This is a genomic window from Serratia sp. BIGb0234, assembly GCF_024809915.1.
Lineage (GTDB): Bacteria > Pseudomonadota > Gammaproteobacteria > Enterobacterales > Enterobacteriaceae > Serratia > Serratia liquefaciens.
Genome location: NZ_JANUEI010000001.1, coordinates 577,937 through 604,209, shown reverse-complemented (window position 1 = coordinate 604,209; position 26,273 = coordinate 577,937). Strand labels below are relative to the sequence as shown.

The following is a 26,273-nucleotide window of genomic DNA, read 5'->3' as shown; positions in this document are numbered from 1 at the left end:
TGCCCCTCAAATTAATAGTTCCCGGTGGCAATTGCGCGCTGATAAAGTTTCAGAGTGTCATCAATAATCAATGATGATGCAAATTTGCTTTCAATTCGCTCACGACTACGAACCCCCATCTCTACACGCTTGTTTGGACTGGTAAGCAACTTTTCTAACTTTTCTGCCAAAAGCTTGATGTTACGTTTCTCCACTAAACTGCCCGTGTATTCATCGATGATAAGACTTTGGCAACCACCAACATCGTAAGCGATACAAGCACGCCCTACGGACGAGGCTTCAAGCAAGATACGGGGAACACCTTCAGAATATGTGGTAGGCAGTGCCACAACATTAGAAGCCTCGATAAGACTGTAGACATCCGTACAGCGGCCAAGCCAGTTTATCAGCCCCTGCTGATGCCACTCTTCGATTTGTGACAAGGGTATAGCGTCAGGATCATCAACAATCGAAATCCCTGCTACATTGAGAACAAAGTCCACGCCTTTAAGCGCCAGTCGCTTTTTCACCTCAACCAAGTCACCCAGCCCCTTGCTCCACAATAGGCGACTCGCAAACAACACAATCGGTTTTTCGCGGTTGATTTCCAGTGAATAATGATAAATATCCGGATTGATACCGGCACCATCGATCACCACTGTTTGGCTTTTTTTGGCTTCAGTAATGGCAATGAGTCGATCGCGATCGTGCTCATGTTCAAAAGCCAACAGACACTTTTTATTCTTAACTATATGATTATAGGAGTGTAGCGTCAGAAATCGAATAACGTTCATTGACAGCTTATCTTCCATAAACACGCGCCCCAGCCCAACGAAGCCAAGAATGATAGGCTTGTTATAAAAGCGGGCAAAAAATCCCCCCATCAAGCAAGGCTTGATGGTGATGCAGTGTAGAACATCCGGATTAATTCTTCTGAGCAGTTGCCATACCTTGACCAACGAACTGAAAAAATTTATCGGATTAACAGACTGTTCCGAGATAGAAGAGTCATGGCAAATGAAACCTTTTTCTGTCAGCGTTTGCTGAATGTCGCCCCCCACAAAATGGCTGACAACATGAATTTCATAGCCTGCAGCCTTAGCTGCCAAGGCTCTTTCAACCCAGTGAAGTTCAAAGTACCAATCCGAGTTGATAAAATAACAAATCTTTTTCATTAAACTCTTACCGGCTAATGTCGTTTACCATTTTTAAGTGATATACCGTCAACAATACCGCGTATTACATATCTAATATATTCGATTTTATTACCTTGAGAGGTAAAAGAAAGTAAATATTTAGCAATACGTAACACGATGGCTCCAAATGAGTAAGGCCTCTCATTTTTTTTAAACAACATTCTAGAAAGAAGCAAATTCCTGACCAGGTAATACACCTTCCATGGTGGATTTATTCCCCCACCGGTTGGTGCCACATCATGCAAGAACAGCAACTCTGGTGAGTATCGAAAGCGATACCCCTGTTGACTCAACCTGTAAGAGAAGTAAAGATCATCATAATAAATAAAAAGCTCCGAGCGGATAGACTCTGTGTTGGCAGCTAAAACGTCTTTGCGAATTATTGCACCAACGAATGAAAGCGTAATCACCTCTGACGCCTCCAGCCCTGTCGGAGTGTAGCGATCAGGTCTTGCAATATAATCGAGCGTGCGCATCAGTGATGTTGGCATCTTACTGAAGGGCACGTTCATTTTACAAAGCATGCCTTGCTTATCTATCACACGGCAACAGTATGCAGCATGATTGGTTTGTTCCAACTTAGCAAAACGCGCCAACAACTCAGCTTGCGGGTAAGCATCATCATCAAACATAAATACCCAATCGGTATCTATTTTTTCAGCAATGAATTCCGCTCCGAGTTTAAACCCACCGGCACCGCCATCATTTTGACCGGCGCGGAGCACGTGCAGGCGCGTATCCTCAATACCTTCCAACCAGGCCTGAGTATCATCGGTTGAAGCATTATCAACAATAACAATGTGCTCAAATGACAACGCAGCAGTTGCCATCCAGCACTGTTTCAATTTTTCCAGGCGATTAAAAGTAACAATTAACGCCGTGGCTTTCATCTGATGCTGACCGTAAAGACTGGCATAGTCGTTTTTTGCTCCAGACTGCTCAGATAAATCTCAGCGGTTTTCAACGCTTCGGCAATAGTCACGTCCATATCCAGATAGCGGTAAGTCCCTAAACGGCCGATGAAGGTCATACCGTTTTCTTTTTCCGCCAAATCGACATATTTTTCCAGAAGGCTCATTTCACCAACTTGTCGAATTGGGTAGTAAGGAATGTCGTTTTCCTCGCATGCACGGCTGTATTCTTTGTAACAAACCGAGCCTTCATGCTGCTCCCAAGGCGAAAAATATTTGTGTTCAGTGATACGAGTGTAAGGCACTGATTGTTCACAATAGTTCATAACCGCACACCCCTGATAATCACCCTCCACCGAGAATTTTTCAAAGTCTAACGTACGGTAACCTAAACGCCCAAACTGGAAGTCATAAAAAGCATCCAGTGGCCCGCTGTAGAAAACATGATCATACTGCTCGCGATCTTGCGGCTGGAACTGTACGCCTAGCGATACGGTAATGTTTGCATGGTTTAAAATACCTTCAACCATTTTGGTATAGCCATCTTTCGGCATCCCCTGAAACTTATGATTAAAATAGTTATCATCATAATTAAAGCGGATAGGCAAACGTTTAAGGATCGATGCTGGCAGTTGCGCCGGAGACATCCCCCACTGCTTAATGGTATAGCCTTTAAAGAAGGCTTCATAAAGCTCTTTGCCGACAAAACGCAGAGCCTGCTCTTCAAACGATTGTGGCTCAGTAATGCTGCGGTCACCCTTTTCAGCAATTAGCGCTTTGGCTTCCGCTGGCGAACAGGTTTGTCTAAAGAATTGGTTAATCGTATGAAGATTTATCGGCAACGAGAAAACCTGACCACCAACAGTCGCTTTAACCCGATTCACGTAGGGCATCATGGTGGAGTAACGATTAACAAAATTCCATACCTGCTCGTTGTCAGTGTGGAAGATATGGGGGCCATAGGTATGCACCATAACGTCCGTCTTCACATCGCGGGCATCGTAACAGTTTCCTGCAATATGATCCCGGCTGTCGATGATTTGGATCAAATGCCCCTGCTCTGCCAGTTGACGGCCGATTACCGCACCAGAGAAACCAGCACCCACAATTAGTATTTTTTTACTGTTTATCATTAAGTTACCCAAGAATTGCGCGTCTAACTTTGTAGTAGTATTTCGTCATAAAATTGCGTCGCGACGTGCCTATTGGTGCCCATTTGTTAAGCATGGGCATCAGAGCGCGTTTTAATTTAGTCTGCAGCAAAACCGGCGTATTACTCACAAGTTGCACTGTAGGAACATGTGATACTGCGGTGCCAATCAGACGTTCATAAGCTTCATACGCCCATGGCGTATTCACGATATTTTTATGATAGTTATCAAAAAAGTCAACGCGACGCGTGTTCCACGGTTTATTCTCACCCGCAAAATGAATCATCTTCGGATCTCTACGCGCCTCAAGAAAATTCATATAAGTTTTGAAGGGTAGATTGGGAAAGAAATCTTCCGTATTGCCGTTACCATGATAAACATTCCACTCCATTGGCAAATAGTGCACGCGGCCATGGAATACCTTATTCATAATATCCTGATCCAAGAACCAATAGGTTTTGCTTTTCATCGCATCCATCAGGCTGGAAAATGTATTTTCTTGGTTCATCTGCGCGATATTAAATACTAAAATCCCAGCTTGGAAATAGCCATCTGGGTTATCCATTCCCAATGAACTTTCCAAATACTCTTTGGCTGGCATTACACCATCACTGGACTGGGACATCGCGCCGAACAAAACGAAGCCCTCCATAACAATGTCTTTTACCGCAGCGATCAAGTTATTCCCAAGAGGGATACTCATCAACTCAGCCAAGTCACTTTCAACTACCGTGTCCGCATCAATAAATATTACTTTATCAAATTCGTAAAATAGATTTGGGATAAACAAACGCGCATAGGTTGCAGCACTAAAATGAGCACGAGTAAAGACGTCTTTTATCTCAGTGAAAGCATTCACATCAAAAAAACGAAGGCTAACATTCTTAAAACCGGCAACAAGCGATAAGAAGCGGTGCTTGTTTTTTAAATAAACCCCATTCTCCAGAACAACCAGATCATAATTTAGCTCTGGATTTGCATGAGCAAGAATAGAATTAATTAACGCTGCACCACTAATAGCATAATTATCATCAAAACAAATCACTACAGGAACATTTCTTGTCGAAAATGCAGGTTTTAGAGTAGCATTGAAAGTTTCTTTTTCGATAAAGGTTCGTTGTAACTCCTTAACTTTAAAAGAGCGCTGCTCGATTTGGTACGCCAGATAAATATTTAACAATCGTTCAGATATATGACCAACAACGCGTTTCTCTTGCGCATTATAATTTTTAAAGCGGAGTTTATCCTCAAGCCTTTCCAAAATCGCGAATAGCCACTCAGAATAATCATTGAAGATATCCTTCCGCATAACAAACATATTAGTATAATAACCATCTGATGAGTTATTAAATATATCTGCAGCAGACTTATACTCCGGATAAATATCTGAAAGAATTTCTAATGCGGCATCGTAATCTTCAATATGCAGGTAGTTAGAAACTTTATAATGTTGATAGTTGTTCTTACTACCTGCAGCACTAACATCCCATTTTTTCGGCAAGATAATATCAACACCTGCCAGACAATCAGATATATTCTTATCGTTTAAACCAAATTTCTCATGATATAACGCATCAATCTTCTCATAATTAATTACGCCCCAGTTATCTTCCGGGACTTGTTGATCTTCAGAAAAGTTAAAATGACGTCGATAATGCATAAACCCAACATAGTCTGCTGGTTGCGCATTCTTCCATACCCAATAATGAGCGGTCAATTCACAGTAAAATGGGTTTTTGAAAGAGATATTATCGCCAGAATCGTCACCAGGACAACCAATCTCATTTAAATTATTTGCCTTACCAACATGTATCGGCTGAATCAGTGTGGAATCAAGAAATGCACTGGGTTTATGATGGCAAGTGTAAATTTTAATAGAATTCATTTTAATTACCTAATAGTCATAATCATAAATTTCAGGCCATTGCTATTTTATATTGAGAGATAACGGAATGGGCTTCTCCCATGTCTCTCATTTTATGGTTTTCAATCCAAATGACTTTATCACAAATTTTTTCAACATCTTCAAGATTATGACTAACAAAAAGAATGGTAACGCCCTTTTTCTTAAATTCATTAATAGTATTCAGACATTTTCGCTGAAAAGCAATATCACCTACAGCCAGAACCTCATCGATGATTAATATGTCCGGATCTACCTGTGTTATCACGGAGAATCCTAACTTCGCCAACATACCACTTGAATAGACACGGATGGGTTCATCGATAAACTCACCCAATTCAGAGAACTCTATAATTTTATCCAGACGTTGTTTTAATTCTTTACGACGTAGCCCCAATAAGGTGGCATTAAGCCGTATATTTTCACGCCCAGTGAGTTCAGGGTGGAATCCCCCGCCCAACTCCAGCATCGATGCAACACGCCCAACGACGCTAACCGTACCCGACGATGGTTTCATTACTCCAGCGACCAAACCAAGTGAAGTACTTTTTCCTGCACCGTTACGACCAATAAGTGCGACGGACTCTCCTTTCTGTACCTGAAAGCTGATGTCTTCTATCGCTAAATAACTTCGGCCACTTAGCAAGCTCAACGCACGGCGTGGATTAAAAATCAATTCTTTAATGCCAGATCCAATATGATGATATAATGGATAGCGCTTAGTGACATTTTTAAATTCTATAGCCAAGCTCATTATAGTATCTCTGCAAATCTGTACTTTAATTTATTAAATATGCTAGTGCCAATGATGACGAATAAAAGAGCATATCCATAAAGCATACCAACTTGATGGTAATCAATAACCCCATTCATGAAGAGATCCCGCCAACTCAGTATCATATTTGCCAGCGGGTTATAATCAATCAAGAATTTGTACTCTTTTGGAATCATGTCACCAGAATAAAGAATCGGCGTGCAATAAAACATAAGCATAATGCCTAGCGTCACGAACCTTTCTAAATCACGGAAAAAAAGATTTAATGTCGACAACATCATAGCAATACCAAAAGTCATCAACATTTGGGCTATACCAATTAATGGAACACCCCAAATCCAGTCAACCGAAGGGCGCATGTCGTACACATAGAGGAAAACAATGATCACAGGAATGGTGCATAAAAAATGCAAACACTCCATGAGCACATTACTGAAAGGGATAACTGAGCGTGGGAATACTGTTTTCTTTATTATTTGCGCATTTGCTATAAAAGAATATAGAGAATTTGTCGTTGAACTAGCAAACCATTGCCATGGGAAAAGACCAGTAATAATGAATATTGTATAGTTTGGAATCTGAACACGCATGACCAACTTAAAGATAAAGTAATAGATCATGGCAAAGAGCAATGGATTGGCAATTGACCATAAATAACCGAAAAAACTACTTTTATATCTTACTTTCAATTCTTTCTCTGTGATGACTGCAGCCAAATCCCAGAGGTAACCTAAGCTATACTTCATATGAAAACTCGATTTAAGATTAAAATTCCCTAGCAATTGAAACCTAATGTTATTTCAACTGGCATCGATAATAATTAGTAACACTTCCAAGTCGCAGAATCGACCGAGTGAACTTCAGGATATTTTTCAAGAGCATTTGTAACCACGCTACCGCCCCTGGCATTGCGGCAACCAGAGCACTCTCATCATAACCGATTGATTTTAATATAACATTCAGCAATGCATATCCCTTAACACTCACCATGGCACAGTGTCTTTTCATGGCGAGTGATGAGGATCCACGTTACATCCAGCCGTTTCATTTTACTTTAGGAATCGGCTGGATTCATCAGATCACTCTAATTCAAGCTAAGAGTTGGTCTCTCAGCCATGCAGTAAAGTCCTTACCTTGCGTAGAATGACGAAGTCCATATTCAACGAAAGCCTTCATGTATCCCAATTTATCGCCACAGTCATGGGAACGCCCTACCATGGCAAAAGCATCTACGGGATGTTGTTCCATTAACATTGCGATAGCATCTGTTAACTGAATCTCACCACCTGCGCCATAGGGTGTTTTCTCAAGCAATGGCCAAATATCCGCAGCCAGCACATAGCGACCAACCACTGCCAGGTTCGAAGGCGCTTCATCAACTGAAGGTTTCTCGACAATGGCGTGCATCGGCACACTCTGCCCCGGAGCTACTGGAGCACCACTGCAATCAACTACGCCATATTTAGAAACGTCTTTTTCAGGCACGGGCTCAACCATAACCTGGCTGCGGCCACTCTCGCCAAATATGGCGATCATGTTTGCTAAATTATCTTTTGCCAAATCACTTGCCACATCATCCATTAAAACATCTGGCAGCAGCACGGCAAAAGGCTCATCGCCGATCAGTGGACGAGCACAGAGAATCGCGTGGCCTAATCCCTTGGATTGGCCCTGCCGCACATGCATCAGCGTGACCCCTTTGGGACAGATCGATTGTACCTCTTCCAGCAGTTGGCGCTTGACCCGTGATTCCAGCATGCTTTCCAGTTCAAACGACGTATCAAAGTGATTCTCAATGGCGTTTTTTGATGAGTGCGTAACAAGAATAATCTCTTTAATACCCGCTGCGACACATTCATTCACGATGTATTGGATGAGAGGTTTGTCAACGACCGGCAACATTTCCTTCGGGATAGCCTTTGTCGCCGGTAACATGCGGGTACCGAGACCAGCAACTGGAATGACAGCTTTTAGCATTTCTGTGGGGACTCCCAACAACTTCAGGTTCATTAATGCAACACGTCAAAAATCATCATAATGGCGTTTCATGGTCATTAACTGTTCTTAAGCGCGCTGCCAAAACGATATCAGTTTTCTTCGGCCTGAAGTATACACCGATGTTAGGCGTTAATACATTAACACGACATAGACAAAACGTTATCTGTCTAACGGTTAGTCGCCCATCGGCAGAAAAACAGGTAATACACTGAAAAACAACAACAAAAAACCAATTCACATCCACTTGACACATTAACGAAATGAGCAATTGTGTATAATATACCGCTACCAATGCATCAAGACTTATTAGATAGCATAATTATAATACCTAACGTAATCATAATAATCCTTATTGAGAATGCTTATTAATTCTTTATTTTGATTGTCAATGAAAGCCTCTAACCAAACCAACAAAAAAGCCCATATCATATGGGCTTTTGAGAATTGTACTTAGATTTTCGCTAACTCTTGCTGCGGTAACCCTGTGGGTTATTTTTCTGCCAGTTCCAGGTATCGCGCATCATATCGTCAATACCGCGACGCACTTCCCACCCCAGTTCCTTGCGCGCTAAATTGGCATCAGCCCAGAAAGCGGGCAGATCTCCGTCGCGCCGCGGTAAGATTTGATAAGGTATCTTCACGCCTGACGCCCTCTCAAAGCTCTGCACCATATTCAATACCGAGTGACCCACGCCTGCCCCGAGATTGTAAGCTTTAAAACCATCAACGTTCTTAAGATGGTCCATAGCCATCAGGTGCCCCTCAGCCAGATCCATCACATGGATGTAATCACGCTCGCCAGTGCCATCTTTAGTCGGATAATCTCCGCCGAATATACCCAGCTTTTCCAGCTTTCCAATGGCCACCTGAGAGATATAAGGCAACAGGTTGTTTGGAATGCCATTTGGATCTTCACCAATCAAACCAGATTCGTGCGCACCTACCGGATTGAAGTAACGCAAAGCGATAATGGAAAATTGCGGTTCCGCTTTAGCGAAATCCTGCAGAATTTGCTCAACCATCAACTTTGACGTGCCGTAAGGACTGGTGGTACCACCAATCGGCGTGGTTTCTACATAAGGAACCGGGGAGTTCGCACCATATACCGTAGCTGAAGAGCTGAAGATAAATTGAGCCACACCGGCACGACGCATTTCCTCTAGCAGCACCAACGTACCGGCAACGTTGTTTTGATAGTATTCCAGTGGCTTACGGGTCGATTCCCCCACCGCCTTCAATCCAGCGAAATGGATGACGGCAGAGATATCATGCGCATCGAATATGCTACGCAGGGAGTCGCCATTTTGGATATCCCCCTGATAAAAGGTAGCCGCTCTGCCCGTTAACTGTTCGACACGATGCAGTGATTCTTCTGACGAGTTCGACAGATTATCCAGCACAATCACTTCTTCACCGCGTTCCAGCAAGGCTAATACCGTATGAGAACCGATATAACCGGCACCACCGGTAACTAAAATTGCCATTCACCACTCCTTATGCGCGCCTGAAGCGCCAACGACACAAATTCTATTACTTTCTCAATCCGATAGCCTTTGGGAGTTACAGCCTAAAAATGGACAAGACAGCAAAGTGCTGACAGTAACCTCCATCGACGTCATTGTCTTTAGGATAAATCATATGTGCTCGATGGCAACGCCCATGATTGAGTCCGTTTTTATTGATCACAGCCCCGCTTATCGAACTCATTCAACAAACAGGGCTGCAAAACGCAGCCCTGTTCTGATACAACACCATCACGGCGAATTTAGCGAGACAGTATCGCTAAAATCTCATCTGTCATTTCTTTCATGAGGGCCACGTCTGCACGTGACTCAACATTGAGACGAACTACCGGCTCGGTGTTGGACGAGCGCAGGTTAAAACGCCAGTTACCAAACTCCATGCTGATACCATCGGTGTAGTCAACCTCGACTGCCCGCGACAGATAATGTTGTTTGACGCTTTCAATTGAAGCTGCCGGCTGTGCCAGTTTGATATTGATTTCCCCTGAAGATGGGTACGCCGCAATACGGTCCTGCACCAATTCCCCCAGAGTTTGTCCTTTAACACACACCAATTCAGCCACCAGCAACCATGGGATCATGCCGCTGTCGCAATAGGCGAAATCGCGGAAATAATGGTGCGCACTCATTTCGCCGCCATAAATCGCGTCTTCCGCACGCATGCGTTCCTTAATAAATGCATGCCCGGTTTTCGACATTACTGGTACCCCGCCCGCTTCGCTCACCACATCGATGGTGTTCCAGCTCAGGCGTGGATCATGAATGATTTTTGCACCGGGTTGTTTTTGCAGGAAAGCTTCTGCCAGAAGGCCAACAATATAATATCCTTCAATAAAGTCGCCTTTTTCGTCAAACAGGAAGCAACGGTCAAAATCGCCGTCGAATGCAATCCCCATATCTGCGCCATGTTCACGCACCGCATTGGCGGTATCTGCACGACATTCTGGCAATAACGGGTTGGGGATACCATTCGGGAAGGTACCGTCCGGCTGATGGTGAACCTTGATAAATTCCAACGGGACGTTCAAAGCTTTAAGGGAGGCTTCAATCGCATCGATCACATGACCGGCGGCACCATTACCAGAGTTGATCACCAACTTTAGTGGCTTAAAGTTATCGACGTTCACATAGGACAGCACATGTTGCACATAATCTGCCAACACATCCTGACGAACATAGCTGCCACGAGTCGCGGCCGGCTCAGGGAATTGGTTTTTCTCCGCCAGCTCCTGAATTGCGCGCAAGCCTGTATCACCGCTGATAGGACGTGAGCCTTCACGCACCAGCTTCATTCCGTTGTAGTCAATCGGGTTATGGCTGGCTGTCACTTCCACACCGCCATCCGCTTTCAGATGAGAGGTGGCAAAATAGACTTCCTCGGTGCCGGTCATACCAATGTCGATCACGTCGGTGCCGGCGTCCTGCAGACCCTTTGCCAACGACAGCTTCAAGCTTTCGCTGGTCAGGCGTACATCGCTACCGAGAACGATGGTCTTCGGTTTTAGGAATTCGCCATAAGCGCGCCCAATGCGGTAGGCGATATCATCATTCAGTTCCTCACCCAACTTACCGCGCACATCATAAGCTTTAAAACAGGCTAACTTTTCCATCACCAAATCCTTTAATTAAACTCGGCCGTACCGATCATGTAAACGTTCAATGTCATCTTCTTCCAGGTAAAATCCTGATCGAACCTCAATAATTTCAAGGTCGATTTTCCCAGGGTTCTCCAGGGTATGGACACTGCCGGCAGGGATGAATGTAGATTGATTCTCAGATAAGAAGAATTCTTTGTCTTCAACATTCACTTTCGCCGTACCGCTAACGACGACCCAGTGCTCTGCTCGATGAAGGTGGCGCTGTACTGACAATCCCTCACCAGGACGAACAATGATCTTTTTGACCTGGAAATGCTCGCCGTTGTCGATATCACAGATCTTGCCCCATGGGCGATAAGAAGAGGAGTGCTGACGGAAGTGATGAAGATTGCGTTTTTTGAGCTCATCGACCACTTTCTTAACGTCCTGAACGCGATCTTTTGTCGAAATCAACAATGCATCATTGGTATTGATCACGATAAGGTCGTCCAACCCAATAGTCGCAACTAGCGCAGCGTCAGATGATATATAGTTATTATTCGAATCGATGGAGATAATCTCGCCGACGTTAACATTTCCGCGAGCATCTTTTTCGGAAACCTCCCACAGCGATGACCATGACCCCACATCGCTCCAACCTGCATCGATAGGGATCACCACCGCATCCTGTGTTTTCTCCATGACAGCATAATCAATGGAGTCGCTAGGGCAGTGCTTGAAGATTTCCTGATCAACGCGAATAAAGTTCATATCGCGCTGACTGGCTGCCACGGACTGTTGCGTAGTGCTGAAAATTTCTGGGCTAAACTGTTGTAGTTCTTGCAAAAATTTGGCAGTTTTAAACATAAACATGCCACTATTCCAACTAAACTCACCACTTGCCAAATATTCAACGGCTTTTTCAAGGCAAGGTTTTTCTACAAAAGCGTCAACTTTAAAACATTCGCCAGAAAGTGCATTGCCACGCTTGATATAGCCGTAGCCCGTTTCTGGATGTCCAGGAATAATACCGAAAGTCACCAAGTTATTTTCAGTAGCATGTTGAATAGCCGCTTTTATTGCCGCGTGAAAGTTTTCCACTTTCGTAATCAAATGATCTGCGGCCAACACCAAGAGCATGCTGTCATCATCTTCTTCTGCGGCCAGATGTGCTGCCAATGCAACAGCTGGCGCAGTATTGCGTCCAACCGGTTCTAAGATAATGTTTGTCGCAAGCTGCCCGATTTCACGCAGTTGTTCCGCGACCAGAAAACGATGATTTTCATTGCAGATGACCAACGGTGCGGCGACTTCGACGCCCTCCAGTCCAGATAAGCGCTGTAAAGTTTGCTGCAGCAAACTAAATCCACTGTCATCAATGGAAAGGAACTGTTTGGGGAATGATTCGCGCGACAGTGGCCACAACCGGCTGCCGGTACCACCGGCCATAACCACAGGAATTAGTTTTGACATTATTAACCCTTAACTCAGTCGTCTGTCTTATAAACGAGAGTGCGGCGTAGCGCCAGCCAACCCAGCATTATAAAAGTCATACAATTACATACAGAAGTTACATGTATGTTAAAAACCCCTGCCTATGCCAATATCTTCCCATAGATCTATACGCAATGATTTATAGCGAAAAGTACAGTTTTACAGGCGAGGCAGGAGCACCACCGGTTGCTAACATAACGTATTGAGACAAAAAAGAGCAGCTTGAGGCTGCTCTTTCAGACAAATACTCATGGTGAGTATTTGAACCATTTATCCCTACCCGGTCAGCGATTCATAGAGAAATACTGCGCCACTCGTTTCACGTCCTTTTCGTCAAGCGTTCCAGAGTCGCTCAACAGGGTGATCCAGGACTTTATGTAGGTGTACTTAGCCGAAGCCAGGTCTCGCTGCGCGCTGTAAAGTTGTTGCTCGGCATTCAGCACATCGACGTTGACGCGCTGCCCTGCCAACACGCTCTGGCGGGTGGCCGTTACCTGCGTTGTCGCCGATTTTACCGCCAGTTCATACGCCGCTAATTTTGCACGACTACTGATGCAAAGATTGAACTGCTTACGCAGATCGTTCAGCGTGGTACCGACTTGTGCATCCATTTCATACATCGCCTGCCCATAGCGTGAAGCCGCCTGGCGAGTCGATGCTGATACCCCACCGCCGGCATAGATCGGCACGCTCACCTGCACGCCGATACTGTCGGTGCGGTATTTTTGGTTAACCGTGTTATCACTGCTGGAGTCATTTTCCGAATGGGAAGCATAGAGCTGAACCTGCGGCATGAAGCCCGCGCGGTTTCTCTCTACCTCATACTTGGCAGCATCAACGCCATGGCGAGAGGCAGCCAACATCGGGTTATTCTCCAGGGCAATTTTTTGCCACTCTTCAAATTTGGAAGGGATTAACGGTGCCACCTGGAATTTACCGGGGCGCAGTACCTGTAGCTCATCCAGTTGATCGAGCGGTACGCCAATAATCACCTCCAGCTCGCGTTGTGCCGCATCCAGGGCATCACGTGCCTCAATTTCCTGCGCCTCTGCCAGACTGTAGCGCGCCTGGGTCTCTGAAACGTCGGTAATGGTGCCTTCACCCGCGCTCATTAAGCGATCGTTCAGCGCCAATTGCTCTTTGTAAGCCGCCTTTTGCGCTGAGGCCAGCGCAATCTGGTCTTTGGAGTAAGCCACTTCAACATAGGCGGAGATCACCCGCACAGCCAGATCGAGATACTTACTGCGGTAACGCTCATCTGACATCAGCGTTTGCGCCACGCCGGCCTTGTAACGCGCATAGGCTTCGTAATCAAACAACGGTTGCGTCAGCGTTATCGAACTGGAATGGCTGCGATACTGCTGTCGTTTGGTCGCCTCACCAAGGCTGTTGCCAAAAATGTCACTCGCCGGATACTTTTGCGTCTGCCAGTTACGCGGTGAATTCTGGTAATTGGCCGACACCTTCGGCAGCAGCCCCGCCCTGCCGATATTTTCGTTTTCATCCCCCGCTTCTTTTTCTTTTATAGCCGCCCGAAAGGTCGGATCTTTTTCAAGTGCCAGCGAATATGCGTCTAGAATCCCTATCGAATGAACCGGCGCAGATATCGCAAACAAGAGGGTACTGATAGCAAGGCCAGCAACCTGTCGTTTAAATTGAATCAAAATTATTCCTCGGTTAATGAAGTATGAGCGCGATCCAAAATAGGTTTAAACAAATAGCTCAGCAGTGAGCGTGACCCTGTCTTCACGAACACCTCAACAGGCATACCCGGCTTAACATCCTCCCCACCCAGCATTTTCATGCCTTCTGGAGATACCGTGACCTGCATTTGGTAGTAGGGTTCGCCATTGGCCTTGTCAACCAAGCGGTCGGCAGAAACCAACGTCACCGTCCCCGGAATTTTCGGGGTTTTATTCTGGTTGAAAGCGGTAAACATCAAATCCACCGGCAACCCGTTGTACACCTTGTCAATCAGCTCTACCTTCAGGCGGGAATCCACCACCAGCGTAGCCTGACTGGGTACAACGTCCATCAGGTGGTCACCCGCTCCCACGACGCCCCCCTGAGTAAAGATATTCAATCCGACTACGGTGCCATCCACCGGCGAGGTGATAGCGGTGTTGCCGAGATCAAAATTCGCCATTTCCAGCTTGTTTCTGAATTCGCTGGCGTCCATCTGCGTTTGCGCCAGTTGAGTTCTGACCTCGCGCTGGTAGTCGGCAAAACGCTGATCGATCCGCTGCTGAGATTCCTGCAGCTGTTTTTGTACTTGGCCGATCCGCCCGACGGTTTCATCGATGCTGCTGTTAACTTCCGCAAACTGGCGCTGTACTTCAAGATAACGGTTACGCGGTAAATAGCCGTCGGCAGCCAGTTGTTTCATGCTGTTCATCTGCTCACGCAGGCTGGAAAGCTGGATCTGTTTATTGACCCTGGAATCCTGCAGGCCTTTTAACTGGAAGCGCATACCGTCCATCGACTGTTTATAACCGTCGACTTCGCTTTGCAGCCCCTGACGGCGCGAGGAGAAGAGCTGGGTTTGCAGCGCGATGATCTCGGCAACCCGCGGCTGAGCCTGAAGTTGTTCGAAGACCGGCGAGAAAGTCACTTTGCTTAAACCATCACGTTCAGCCAGCAGGCGGCCTTCGGTGGCCAGGGTGGTGTAGTATTGATCGCGCAGAGAATCAACCTGCGCCTGCGCCTGTACCTGACTGAGTTGCACCAATACTTCACCGGCTTTAACCCTGTCGCCTTCTTTTACGGTGATGCTTTTAATGATGCCGCTAGCCGGCGCCTGCACGGTCTTGCGGTTGCCGGAAACAATCACCGAGCCTGGCGAAGCAACCCCTTTATCCAAAGGTGCAAATGCAGCCCAGGCGAAAAAACCAAACAGGCCAAGCCCCACCACCAACCATCCCATGCGGGTAAAACGCCGCTCGTCTTGTGGGATCTCTTCTGAATACGAGTCTTGCGGCTCGCCAATGTGCGTAGACATACCAACTCCTTCGACTGCAGGCGGCGCTGTGGCCCCGCCCGGCAAGTTCACGGCTTAATTAATTTGAGTTTTTGGGATATTGCCTTCGTCCGGCTCGGAATTGACCGCACGCACGGCTTGCTGTGGAGTCTGCGCTTTTTGCGCATTGGCCAGGGCTTGCAGAACCTGCTGCGTTGGGCCAAACGCATTGACGCTACCGTTGACTAACAGTAGCAGCTTGGTGGTCATCGACAGCAGGTTGGTGCGATGGGTAATCAGAATCACCGTTTTATTACGCTGCTTGAGGAACAAAATGGCCTGATTCAGCGCTTTCTCACCGGCGTCATCCAAATTGGAGTTAGGCTCGTCCAACACGATCAGAGATGGATCGCCATACAGCGCACGCGCCAGGCCAATTCGCTGCTTCTGTCCGCCGGATAACCCTGCCCCGCCGTTACCGATGATCGAGTCGTAACCATTAGAGAAGCGCAGGATCAGTTCATGCACCCCGGCCAGCTTGGCGGCTTCAATAACTTTCTCGGAGTCGATATCGTTAAAGCGAGCGATGTTTTCAGCGATGGTGCCGGCAAAGAGTTCGATATCCTGCGGCAGGTAGCCAATGTACGGCCCCAGCTCATCTTTATTCCACTGGTAGATATCAGCATTATCAAGACGCACAATGCCTTCACTGACTGGCCAGATACCGACCAGTAAACGCGCCAGCGTAGACTTACCGGAAGCGCTTGGCCCGATAATCCCCAGCACGTCGCCCGGTTGAATAGCAAAGCTGACATTGTGCAACACCGCATCGGCTTTTGATCCCGGTGGGGTGGCGGTGACGCCTTCGACCGAGATGATCCCTTCAGGACGGGGAAGCGACATCCCCATTCCGCGCGGAGGATGCTTATCAAGCAGTTTGACCAAACGCTGATAGGACAGTTTGGCTGAGCTCCAGCTTTTCCAGACGTTAATCACCTGCTCGATGGGCGCCAGAGTACGCCCCATCAAAATAGAGCCCGCGATCATCATGCCGGGGGTGATATGCCCATCAATCGCCAACCATCCCCCTAACCCCAAGACCAATGACTGCAGAGAGAGACGAACAAATTTGGTGATGGAACTGACGGTAGTCGCGCGCTCGCTGGCAACACGCTGGCTATTGAGAAATCTCTGATGCAATCCAAACCAACGTCGTTTTAGATTAGGCAGCATGCCCAATGCTTCGATCACTTCAGCATTGCGCAAATTGGTACTTGCCAGGCTGCTGGACATGATCGATAACTTGCTCGCTTCGCCCAAGGGTTGCTTGGAAACCATTTCGTTGACCACCGCCAACGCAACCAGCAGCAATGAGCCAACCAGAGCAAACAAACCCAACCACGGGTTGAACAGGAAAATCACCAGCAGGTAAATCGGGAACCAGGGCGCATCGAAGAAAGCAAACAGTGCGCTGCCGGTCAGGAACTGCCGTACGGTAGTCAAATCACCCAGCATCTGCCCTGCATCGGAAGAACCATTCTTAAGGTTAGATTCGTACGCTGCCGTATAAACCCGCGTATTCAAACGCATATCCAATTGGCTACCGATACGGATCACCACCATGCTGCGCACATACTCCAGCAGCGCCATCATGCCGAACATTCCCAGCATAATCAGCGTCAGCATCAGTAAGGTGATTTCATTGCGCGAAGGAAGCACCCGGTCATAAACCTGGAGCATATAGATTGAAGGAACAAGCATTAACAAGTTAATAAATGCGGTGAATATGCCAACGGTCCAAAAAACTTTACTGCGTGTCCGTATAACATCCGCAATTTCATTGCGCGGTATAAATTGATTCACATTCTGCCCTTACATCATGTGCACTGTCAGTCCAATCCGCATTGATTTCTTCTAAGGAAATTCCTAAAAAAAACAAAAATAAAGAAAATCCGAAAGAAGCCTCCCCAAACATGCTCGAGACTGCAGATACTTTTTTTAACTATAGATAGGGAACGGCCATATCAGCAAGGTAATACGCAAAAAAAAGCCTGGAGGTCACTTCCTCGAAACGCAAGGAAAACAACAAGATGAAAGACATGGTGAAATATGAGGGAATTATGCAGAAAGGAATAAGCTAGAGATAATGACGCCGATCACAAAATAAAAAAATACGGGAAGTTTGACCTCCCCGTATTATTTAACCAATAACAGTTTCAATGGAAACTATTAACCTACAGAGCTTACCTTATGCGTAATGCAGAGTATCCAGCAGTTGCTGATGGTTTTGCCCTGTCAGGTAAACAACGCTGTCGCTAGTATCCAGCGTGTGGTTATTGTTGTTATCAATAATCACATAAGAGCTGGCATTATCGCCAGTACCGCCAAACACCACTGACGCCACACCCACTTTAGCCGTCAGTGCGTTGCTGCTACCGAGACCGAGGATACCGCCCAACAGGCCAATAACGCCGTTGGTCAGCCCGCCAACCAGAGTACCCAGCAGCGCATCCAGAGTATCAGAAGCACGAGTGCCGTAATCCGCCACCGCGGTGCCGCTGGTATTACCGGAGATGGTCAAAGCAGAGGCTGCATCAACGATCTTGTCTTTGGTGCTGTCAAAGTCGGTAATGGTAACACCGGCCTGAGTGGTACTGGACTTCAGCTCATAGGTATTCACACCGTTGCCACCGGCCAGGGTTGTGTTACCCAGGACGTTGAAGCTGTCAGCCGCGCCGGTCCCTTCGACAGTCAGTTGATAACCGTTCAGACCCAGAGCGGTAAGTACCGGAGCCAACAGCCCAGTAGTCACGACACTCAACGGCAGGATATTCAGCAGTTGAACGATAATACCGTCACCGGTACCGGCATGGTTTGAATCCAGGTTCAAGCCAGCAGTATTGGTGGATGCATTAACATCACGCACATTACTGAAGCCGTTGCCCAGCGTTAAATCCAGAACATGATCACCTGTAACGTTTATGTTCTGAACCTGCGCGTTGGTACCAGCCAATGAGACGATATTGCTAAACGACCCCGTACCACCAGAGGCAATATTCACCGTACCCAGTGCCGTACCCAACAAAGCACTGCTGCTACTGGTCAGGCTGATAGCGCCAGCATTAACGTTTGAAGAACTTACAGCATCAAAATTGATATTGAAGTGGTCGGTAGCATTTTGAACGAAAGTGAAGCCCAAGGTGCTGGCAGATGTTGCATCGCCCTTCACTTCCAGTTGTGCAGCGTTGCCGCCCGCAGCGTTAATGACACTGGCATTGGTTAAGCCAGAGATCACAAAACCTTGAGAGCCCAGGTTAGTTGCTGCTGCGCCTTGAGTTACCGTGCCCCCAGTAGTCCCTTCAACTGTCGCCGTCCCGTTGGTTAAACCAAAATCAAAGACGTGCGTCGGTGTGGTTACGCTGGTAGTGGTCGGTGAACCGATCAATGGCGTGGTAATCAGGGTGCCAACAGATTTGCCGATAAATCCAGTCAGATCAATCTTCTCGAAATTCGAGAAGTTATTAGCATTACTGGTGACAACGCTGCTACGAATGCCCAGGGCGTTTTGGTTAGTCACAACAGACTTGGTGATAAAGTTGGCGGAGATCGAGTCAATACCTGCCCCGCCATCGGCTTTAATGGTGGTCGCTACCGTGTTAGCGCCGTTTGATACCCCATTACCCGCCCACGCCAGGCTGTCGTTACCTGCACCAAGGTTAAACTGACCGGTGCCGGTGGCAATATTAGCCGTTGAAGTAACAACCACTGCATCCGCACCCGAGCTGGCGTTCAAAATGACATTGCCGTTGTTGACGGTAATGCCTACGCCCGGGTTAACGCCATTGTCAGACAGGTTAACCGTTGCTGCACTGGTGCCGTTAATGGTCAGGTTCGCCAGGTGATCGGCGAACTTCAGGTTAACGACACTGGCCGCGTTGGCGTTTAACAACACGTTTTGCAGTACGGCGGTTTCAGCATTACTGATCTGGTGTGAAGAACCGGTGTTAACCGTGCCGGTGGCATTGCCGCCAGCGGCGGTTGCTGTGAGTGAAGCTGCTGTTTTGTACAGCAAGCTGGTGCCGATATCGAATTCAAACCCGTGCTGTTGAGTAACAGTAGCGGCATCGGTTGCGATTGAAGTGCGCAGATCGTTGATAATTGCCTGAGTAATAACTGACTTATCACTGCCTAGAGCGCTATAGGCAGCTAATTGTGCCGTAGTCGCTGCAACACCATGTACCAGAGTGTAAACATGTTGAATAAAAGCATCGCCTGACAGCTGGCCACCTTTTTGCTGGAATTCAGTTGACCCCAGCAGTTTTGCAGTCAGTGCTGTAGAGGTTAGGCTGCCTGAGGCAAAAATCTTACCCCAAGTATCCAACGCCTGGGCATCAATGCCACGTCCAGGAACACCCAGATAAATTGCAGCAACTTGTTCTTGTATATTCAGCGCAGGTAATTGACCTGGCGTATAAACACTGGTGATAGCATTAAAGTGAGACTGGGCTGTAGCATCTGTTGGCGCCACGCCTCCGCGCAATGCTTCAATGATATCAACCACAACACTTCCGCGGGTCGCACCACCGTTAAGCAAGGCTAAATAGCTGGAAGCTTCCGCAGAGCTTGGCGCACGTTCAAATCCATACTGGAAAATACGTGCAACAAAATCCTCATTACTTAAAGAAGTGAGGTAGGAACGATCGTTAACGAATGCTTGAGCAACCTTATCGATGGTCGTGGTGCCGGCATTCAGCGCGCCCCCCCAATAGTTGAGGCCTGAAGTTGATAGGCCTGCACCAAGAACATGATAAATAGCTGCAACATCTGAAGCTCCGGTACCGGCAGAACCCGCACTAGACGAAGGGAATAAAGCTGATTTGATTTTGGCATCAAAGTAACTCTGCTGCGTCAAGGTTGCGCTGTCTGAGCCTAAATATCCCGTCAAATCATCAATCAAACCATGGACTATTGTCCCTATGCTATCCCCGGTCCCCAGCAGGTCAGCAATAACGCCGGAGGAAGCTGCAACACCATGAATGTTTGTATAAATTGTTTGTAGAATTTCTGTTGGCGTTTTTGTCCCAAAACGGGCGATCCCATCAGCGGATGCTAGTAATCCATTGATAAATTGCAAATCGGTTTTATTTCCCAACTGCAATTGCTGTGCAAAGTAATCAATAGCGGATGTAGATGCGTTCTTGCCCAGAACAGCATAATAGATTGCTGCGGATTCATATTGCGAAACTAGAGAAGCCATAACATCCCCCTTGGATGCATGATTTTTACAATCAAAATATTACGTCGCAAACCGACATAACGTAGATGCCAGACTTAGCGGTAATAAAGAATAAGAAACTTTACTGCACTTAAATAAAAGGAAATGAAACGAGTTTTGTCAAGGCAAGGGGGCTGAAGAAAATGGATGGGAATTGAATTAAAAAATAGTAAACAACGTAATGATTTCACACAAAACTTAATGATTATGACAAAAAAAACAAAGAGATAAGATATAAAATTACCATTAATCCTATATACATAAAGAGAGAAAGTCGCCACTATTACCTAAGTCACTGAATTTACCTACAAAAATGATTGATATAAAAAACCATAAACCACTAAATTTACAGTTTAAAACTCCGATAAATTAGTCAAAAAGGGTACATTATGAAAAATTTCAACTGCCGAAATGCAATTCTAAAAATGCTTTCTGCCGCGATTATTTTCATGCCAATCACCTATTCCCATGCATTTGAAGTGGGTATAAACATGCATGTGCGGCATTATCCAAATTCTGGGGATTATTATTTAAAATTGGCAAAAGAATATGGTTTTACCTCCATACGTGAAGATTATCCATGGGCGCAGGTAGAAGGCCCTGTAGGAAAGTATTCATTGATTGGCAATTTAGGGAAAGTTGATTCAGTGTTTGCTACAAGCGAACAGAGCTTCGGCCTAAGTTCTATGTTGGTATTGGCTTATACCAATCCTTTGTATGATAAAAATGGGTATCCTTCCAGTGAGGCCGCGATCGATGCGTTTGCTAATTACGCTTACTGGACGGCAAAAAGATTTAAAGGCAAAGTGAAATATTACGAAGTATGGAATGAATGGTTGGTTGGAACGGGGGTCAGAGGTAATAAAAAACCCCCTTCTGAAGAAGTTTTTTTTGAGTTGGTCAAGAAAACCGCATTGGCTGTAAAAAAAGCAGATCCAGAAGCAATCGTGATGACCGGCTCGCTTAATCCATTAAAGGATAAGGATAATGCCTGGCTGGATAAGTTGCTTGACATGGGAATGATGCAATATGTTGATGGTATATCTGTCCATCCATATTCCTATCGTAACCCTGATAAGGAAATGCGAAAACCTGAGGGTAATCTTGCGGGTATCGATGTCTTCGAAAATAAACTAAAGGCTAAGGTCGGGCGTACTGTGCCTATTTACATTACTGAAATGGGTTTTCCAACACATATCGGCGATGGTGGAATATCTGGTGATTTGGCTGCACAGAATGTTATAAAATATACCCTATTGGCGAAATCCAGGGACTATATTAAAGGGATCTGGTGGTATGATCTGATTGATGATGGCGCAAATCCAAACAATCGCGAACACCGCTTTGGATTTATAGCACAAAATTTGGTTGCAAAACCTGCTGCCGATAACTTAAAGAAAATAGCCGCAATTGCCAATAACTACCAGGTAGTTAACTATAAACAATCAGAGAACGGTGACAACATAGTCGTGCTGAAAAAAGGCACTGAGAGAGCAACCATTACCTGGAGCAATAAACCGTCTCAAGCTGAGAGCGGAGTTATGAATAAGCTAAAAAGTTTCTCATTATCACAACAGCCCACTAAAGTGACGCCATTACTGATTCAAGGTAATACTCCTATCAACGCTGACAGTAGCACTCCTGTCTTGAAAATGAGCAATCAACCCTAAACATCCCGTTTTGCTCTTCTCGTTCCTGGAATAAAAAAACCTGCTTGCTAACGAAAGCAAGCAGGTTTTTAAAGGCCATTTGGATATCAGAAAATAACGTTAATAGGCCCCATCTCTTTTTAGCACTACAGATATTGTTTTAAACAGAATAGCGATGTCATTCCATAAAGCCCAGTTTTTGACATACCAGGCATCGAAATAAACACGAGTGTCGTAATCAATATCATTTCGGCCACTAACCTGCCAGAGACCTGTCATTCCCGGTTTTGCCATATAGTAATAGTCAACATCACCTGCATAACGCTCTAGCTCATCCTCAATTACCGGACGCGGCCCAACCAGACTCATTTCACCAATAAAAACATTCCATAGCTGTGGGAGTTCATCCAGGCTAGTCTTACGAATAAAAGCGCCGATTTTTGTGATGCGAGGATCGTTCTTGAGCTTAAAATCGCGGTTCCACTCGGCCAGAGCCTCCGGATCATTTTTCAATAACTCTTCAAGAACTTCTTTAGAATTCATCACCATAGATCGGAACTTTAGACATTTAAACTTCTTGCCATTGTGACCTACCCTTTCATGGCCATAAATTGGCTTTCCTCCATCTCTGGAAACCATAAAGGCCAGGAACATTAATACTGGCGAAAGCATTAACATGATCGATAAAGAGCCAAAAATATCGAATGTGCGTTTGATAATACGTGATGACCGTTTTGCCAAGTTATTACTTACACGCAGTATCATGACCTCATGGCTGAAGATAAACGACATGTCAGTGCCATAGAGCGGCACACCACGAAGTGTCGGTATAACTGATACTGAACGACAATTGTGTTTGGCAAGATCCTTTAACCAACGATCACGCAACGCATGCTGCTCAAACTCTAATGCCACGATAAACTGCGTTGTCTCTATATCAACAGCAGCCCAAAGCTCTTCTTCAGAGTTGATTACAGGAACCCCAAAGTAGTTTGTTTCACACGGGTCATCGGTGCATACAAAAGCGCAGACTTCAAACCCAAGTATTGCCTCACTTTGTAGAGCAGCATAGGCTTCGAACGCATTTTTTCGAGAACCAATAATGATTGTATGCTTTTTCCAATAACCAAACTTATCAAGTAATCTCTTTGTTAACGATCGGCCTAATGGGATTAAAAAGATAATTAACATCCATGAAATCAACCATACATAACGTGAGAAATTCCATTTTGAAAAAGCAACCAGTGCAAGATCAAGAAGTGCAAAAATCAATAATGTTCGTACCACTTCTTTCAGTTCAAACCAAAAAGGTTTCCGGTAGGTATAATGGCGTAGACGCACCCAAAACCATACCATACAAATCACTGATAAAATAAATTGGACTAACAATCTGATATTAAATTGGTCTTCCGGTACAAACTTTTCCAAACCGCCAAAAAAATTATCTAATAATAAATAAGTTATATATACCGCTAGATTGAAAAAAAACACATCGGAGAACGCAAGAGCTAGTTTTGCTACTCCACTACTACGGTACTTTTGTTCTTTTGCCATAATTTTTACCATGCCAAATAAATGACGAAACCATCCAACCCCATTCAATATCCAATGAAATTGAATTCAATAGAGTCCTGTATTAGCTAATATCCATAATATAAACATAAGAACTCATGCAACTAAATAACGTTACAAATGTTGCAATGCAGCACATCCGTAAGCTGTCAGCTTAAGCTTTCTTATAGACATTAAACGTTCCATCTACCATTCGCTCAGAGATGAATTTATCCATAAAAATAGATCTGGCATTTTCCCCCATCAATGCCCAACCTTCTTTTGATACACCGTCAACAATTTCTGGCAATGTTTCAGGTGACGATAACTCGAACATATAGCCATTTACACCAGGGAAAATCATTTCAGGAAACGACGTGCAATTACTGGAAACGATGGGTATGCCATAGCTCATGGCTTCAAGTGAAACCATCGCAAAACCTTCCCAGCGACTAGGAACAATCAAAACGTCAGCATGAGAAAAATAGGGGGCAATCTCAGTGGATGATAACCATCCCGTATAAGTAGTTTGTGGCAAATCTGGATAAACTTCCGCGCCATGGACAGCACCACCAACCACCGTCAGGTGATAGGGTTTTCCCTTTAATGTCTCAATCATCGAAGATAAAATATCGAACCCTTTCTGATAGTCGAAGCGACCTACGAACAATAAATTAATAACATTATTATCATAAGGATTTGTAAACGTCTCATTCACATCAACGACAGGAACACCGTTATATACAACGCTGAGTTTTTTTTCGTTTAAACCATTTTCTATTGCAGCATTTCGTTCAAACTCACTGACGCAGATTACGGCATCCGTTATAGGGAGTAGCGCACGCTCAATGGTTTTATAGACCATTTTCTTTAATTTATTACCCTCCATTAGAAAAGAAAAGGCATGAGGGCAATAAATAATCTTGGGACGATAAATTGGATAAAGTAAAATTAAGACTATACGTCCTAAGACACCGGCAAAAGTACTGTGAAGATGAATTAATTCAGGCTTATATTTGATAATATTGGAGATAAACTGAAGCGTAAACGATAAAAAAGAACCCAGGTTTCTTCCTGTCCTTTTGAAGGTGACTACATTTTCAGTCGGTAAAGCGCTAATTTCATTCTTTTGATTTTCAGGGACAAGGCAATGAAGTTCGGTTATCTCAGAACTAGCAACACTCGCCAAGGCTATCTGTCGCATAACAGTTGCAACTCCCCCCTTAATCGTTTCTGCTGCATGAAGAACCTTCATAATATTTTAGGTCCTCGATGCAGTAGTAGTTTCAATGATGGAGTTAACTTTCTGTGCCGAAACCTTCCATGAGTAATCTTTCACATTTTCAAGGCCCGCAATCACCAGAGTATCTCTCAGAGATGAATCAGATATAATCTTCTCCATCATACTTGCCATTTCGGAAACATTATATGGATCGAAATAAAGAACACTATTACGCAATACCTCAGGCATTGAGGCTTTATTGGAAGAAATCACCGGACATCCACATGCCTGTGCTTCAAGGGGCGGTATCCCAAACCCTTCATAGAAAGAGGGGAATACGAATGCGGTCGCATTCTGATAAAGTGATATTAACTGATTGTCATCAACTCTACCTAAGAAAGTCACATCTTCATCCTGCGTGTTTTTAGAAAAATCCTGGGTCGCAAAACTGGATGCCGACTTACCAATAACTTTCAATTTCACATCACTTCCAGTCCTGCTTTTCAATAGATTATACGCATCAAGCATACCATGAAAATTCTTATGGAAATTTGGTGATGAGACAGCGAGAAAATATTTCTCCGAGTTATTATTGTTTTTAGGATAATTAACGAACTCACTTCCTACGGCATTGTAAATAATATGGATATTTTCAGGATTATAATTAAAATACTGTAATATTTCTGATTTCGAGAACTCACTAACTGTGATCAATGCTTTACTACTCTTCAACATCATAGGGATAAGTAGTGAATAGAGCATCCTGAATTTCAATGAGAAGCTTTTTTTATATCGCTTATAGGTGACATCATGGTGTGTAACTATTTGGTTTTTATAAAAAACAGGAGCAGTGCTACACAAATTCACTAACAATGGCGAATCTATGGATTTTAAATACTTCGGTAACTCAACTTGCTCCCAGTAATGACCGCTTTTCTCGCCGATAGTTTGAATATTAAAACTGGCCGGTAGTGAAGATCGTTTTATATCCTTAGGGGCCAAGAGAATAACGTCATCTCTCAATCGCACTAATTCGATGCAGATTTGTTCAGCAAATCGTTGCACACCTGTCACATCTTGCGTAAGAAATCTTGCGTTGATATAAATCATAAC

18 protein-coding genes are annotated in these 26,273 nt (G+C 45.1%); 1 reads left to right on the top strand and 17 read right to left on the bottom strand.

Annotated elements, in window-relative coordinates; translation table 11 throughout:
• Nucleotides 1-11 precede the first annotated feature (11 nt).
• The 14 genes from M2407_RS03005 to M2407_RS02940 form a co-directional block, all read right to left on the bottom strand.
• Nucleotides 12-1,154: a glycosyltransferase family 4 protein gene (locus M2407_RS03005; protein ID WP_122077945.1), complete on the bottom strand. Its 1,143-nt coding sequence runs from the start codon at nucleotides 1,152-1,154 to the stop codon at nucleotides 12-14.
• A gap of 14 nt (nucleotides 1,155-1,168) precedes the next feature.
• Nucleotides 1,169-2,065, bottom strand: coding sequence for a glycosyltransferase (locus M2407_RS03000; RefSeq protein ID WP_259216716.1), 897 nt, complete (start codon nucleotides 2,063-2,065; stop codon nucleotides 1,169-1,171).
• Nucleotides 2,062-3,216, bottom strand: a complete 1,155-nt coding sequence (glf, locus tag M2407_RS02995; RefSeq protein WP_122080595.1) for a UDP-galactopyranose mutase — start codon at nucleotides 3,214-3,216, stop codon at nucleotides 2,062-2,064. Before glf ends, M2407_RS03000 begins: the two co-directional genes overlap by 4 nt.
• Before the next feature lie 7 nt (nucleotides 3,217-3,223).
• Nucleotides 3,224-5,122, bottom strand: a complete 1,899-nt coding sequence (locus M2407_RS02990; protein ID WP_259216715.1) for a DUF4422 domain-containing protein — start codon at nucleotides 5,120-5,122, stop codon at nucleotides 3,224-3,226.
• Between the two features lie 31 nt (nucleotides 5,123-5,153).
• Nucleotides 5,154-5,894, bottom strand: coding sequence for an ABC transporter ATP-binding protein (locus M2407_RS02985; protein ID WP_122077940.1), 741 nt, complete (start codon nucleotides 5,892-5,894; stop codon nucleotides 5,154-5,156).
• Entirely contained in the window at nucleotides 5,894-6,661 is a 768-nt protein-coding gene (locus M2407_RS02980) for an ABC transporter permease (protein ID WP_122077938.1), read from the bottom strand. The genes M2407_RS02985 and M2407_RS02980 overlap by 1 nt, the downstream gene beginning before the upstream one ends.
• Before the next feature lie 343 nt (nucleotides 6,662-7,004).
• The gene (gene galU / locus M2407_RS02975; protein ID WP_128864335.1) at nucleotides 7,005-7,892 is read right to left on the bottom strand and encodes a UTP--glucose-1-phosphate uridylyltransferase GalU; all 888 of its coding nucleotides are present in this window, start codon (nucleotides 7,890-7,892) and stop codon (nucleotides 7,005-7,007) included.
• 482 nt (nucleotides 7,893-8,374) lie between these two features.
• Entirely contained in the window at nucleotides 8,375-9,397 is a 1,023-nt protein-coding gene (gene galE, locus M2407_RS02970; RefSeq protein ID WP_259216714.1) for a UDP-glucose 4-epimerase GalE, read from the bottom strand.
• Between the two features lie 281 nt (nucleotides 9,398-9,678).
• Nucleotides 9,679-11,046: a phosphomannomutase CpsG gene (gene cpsG / locus M2407_RS02965; protein WP_259216713.1), complete on the bottom strand. Its 1,368-nt coding sequence runs from the start codon at nucleotides 11,044-11,046 to the stop codon at nucleotides 9,679-9,681.
• Between the two features lie 15 nt (nucleotides 11,047-11,061).
• Nucleotides 11,062-12,486, bottom strand: coding sequence for a mannose-1-phosphate guanylyltransferase/mannose-6-phosphate isomerase (locus tag M2407_RS02960; protein ID WP_128864046.1), 1,425 nt, complete (start codon nucleotides 12,484-12,486; stop codon nucleotides 11,062-11,064).
• 305 nt (nucleotides 12,487-12,791) lie between these two features.
• Entirely contained in the window at nucleotides 12,792-14,171 is a 1,380-nt protein-coding gene (locus M2407_RS02955; protein WP_044549370.1) for a TolC family outer membrane protein, read from the bottom strand.
• A gap of 2 nt (nucleotides 14,172-14,173) precedes the next feature.
• Nucleotides 14,174-15,505 carry an HlyD family type I secretion periplasmic adaptor subunit gene (locus M2407_RS02950; protein WP_020826026.1) on the bottom strand — a complete coding sequence of 444 codons (1,332 nt, stop codon included), beginning with the start codon at nucleotides 15,503-15,505 and terminating at the stop codon, nucleotides 14,174-14,176.
• Between the two features lie 54 nt (nucleotides 15,506-15,559).
• Entirely contained in the window at nucleotides 15,560-17,326 is a 1,767-nt protein-coding gene (locus M2407_RS02945; RefSeq protein ID WP_259216712.1) for a type I secretion system permease/ATPase, read from the bottom strand.
• Nucleotides 17,327-17,711: 385 nt separating this feature from the next.
• Nucleotides 17,712-20,720, bottom strand: a complete 3,009-nt coding sequence (locus M2407_RS02940) for a DUF4214 domain-containing protein (protein WP_128864045.1) — start codon at nucleotides 20,718-20,720, stop codon at nucleotides 17,712-17,714.
• Nucleotides 20,721-21,127: 407 nt separating this feature from the next.
• Here M2407_RS02940 and M2407_RS02935 point away from each other — a divergent pair, with 407 nt between their 5' ends.
• Entirely contained in the window at nucleotides 21,128-22,408 is a 1,281-nt protein-coding gene (locus M2407_RS02935; protein WP_048823785.1) for a cellulase family glycosylhydrolase, read from the top strand.
• A 99-nt stretch (nucleotides 22,409-22,507) separates the two neighbouring features.
• On the opposite strand, the gene wbaP is transcribed toward M2407_RS02935, so the two are convergent.
• The 3 genes from wbaP to M2407_RS02920 form a co-directional block, all read right to left on the bottom strand.
• Nucleotides 22,508-23,941, bottom strand: a complete 1,434-nt coding sequence (gene wbaP / locus M2407_RS02930; protein ID WP_044552857.1) for an undecaprenyl-phosphate galactose phosphotransferase WbaP — start codon at nucleotides 23,939-23,941, stop codon at nucleotides 22,508-22,510.
• 172 nt (nucleotides 23,942-24,113) lie between these two features.
• The gene (locus tag M2407_RS02925; RefSeq protein ID WP_128864044.1) at nucleotides 24,114-25,193 is read right to left on the bottom strand and encodes a glycosyltransferase; all 1,080 of its coding nucleotides are present in this window, start codon (nucleotides 25,191-25,193) and stop codon (nucleotides 24,114-24,116) included.
• Between the two features lie 6 nt (nucleotides 25,194-25,199).
• On the bottom strand, nucleotides 25,200-26,270 hold the full coding sequence (locus M2407_RS02920; protein ID WP_259216711.1) for a glycosyltransferase family 1 protein: 1,071 nt from the start codon (nucleotides 26,268-26,270) through the stop codon (nucleotides 25,200-25,202).
• Nucleotides 26,271-26,273 lie beyond the last annotated feature (3 nt).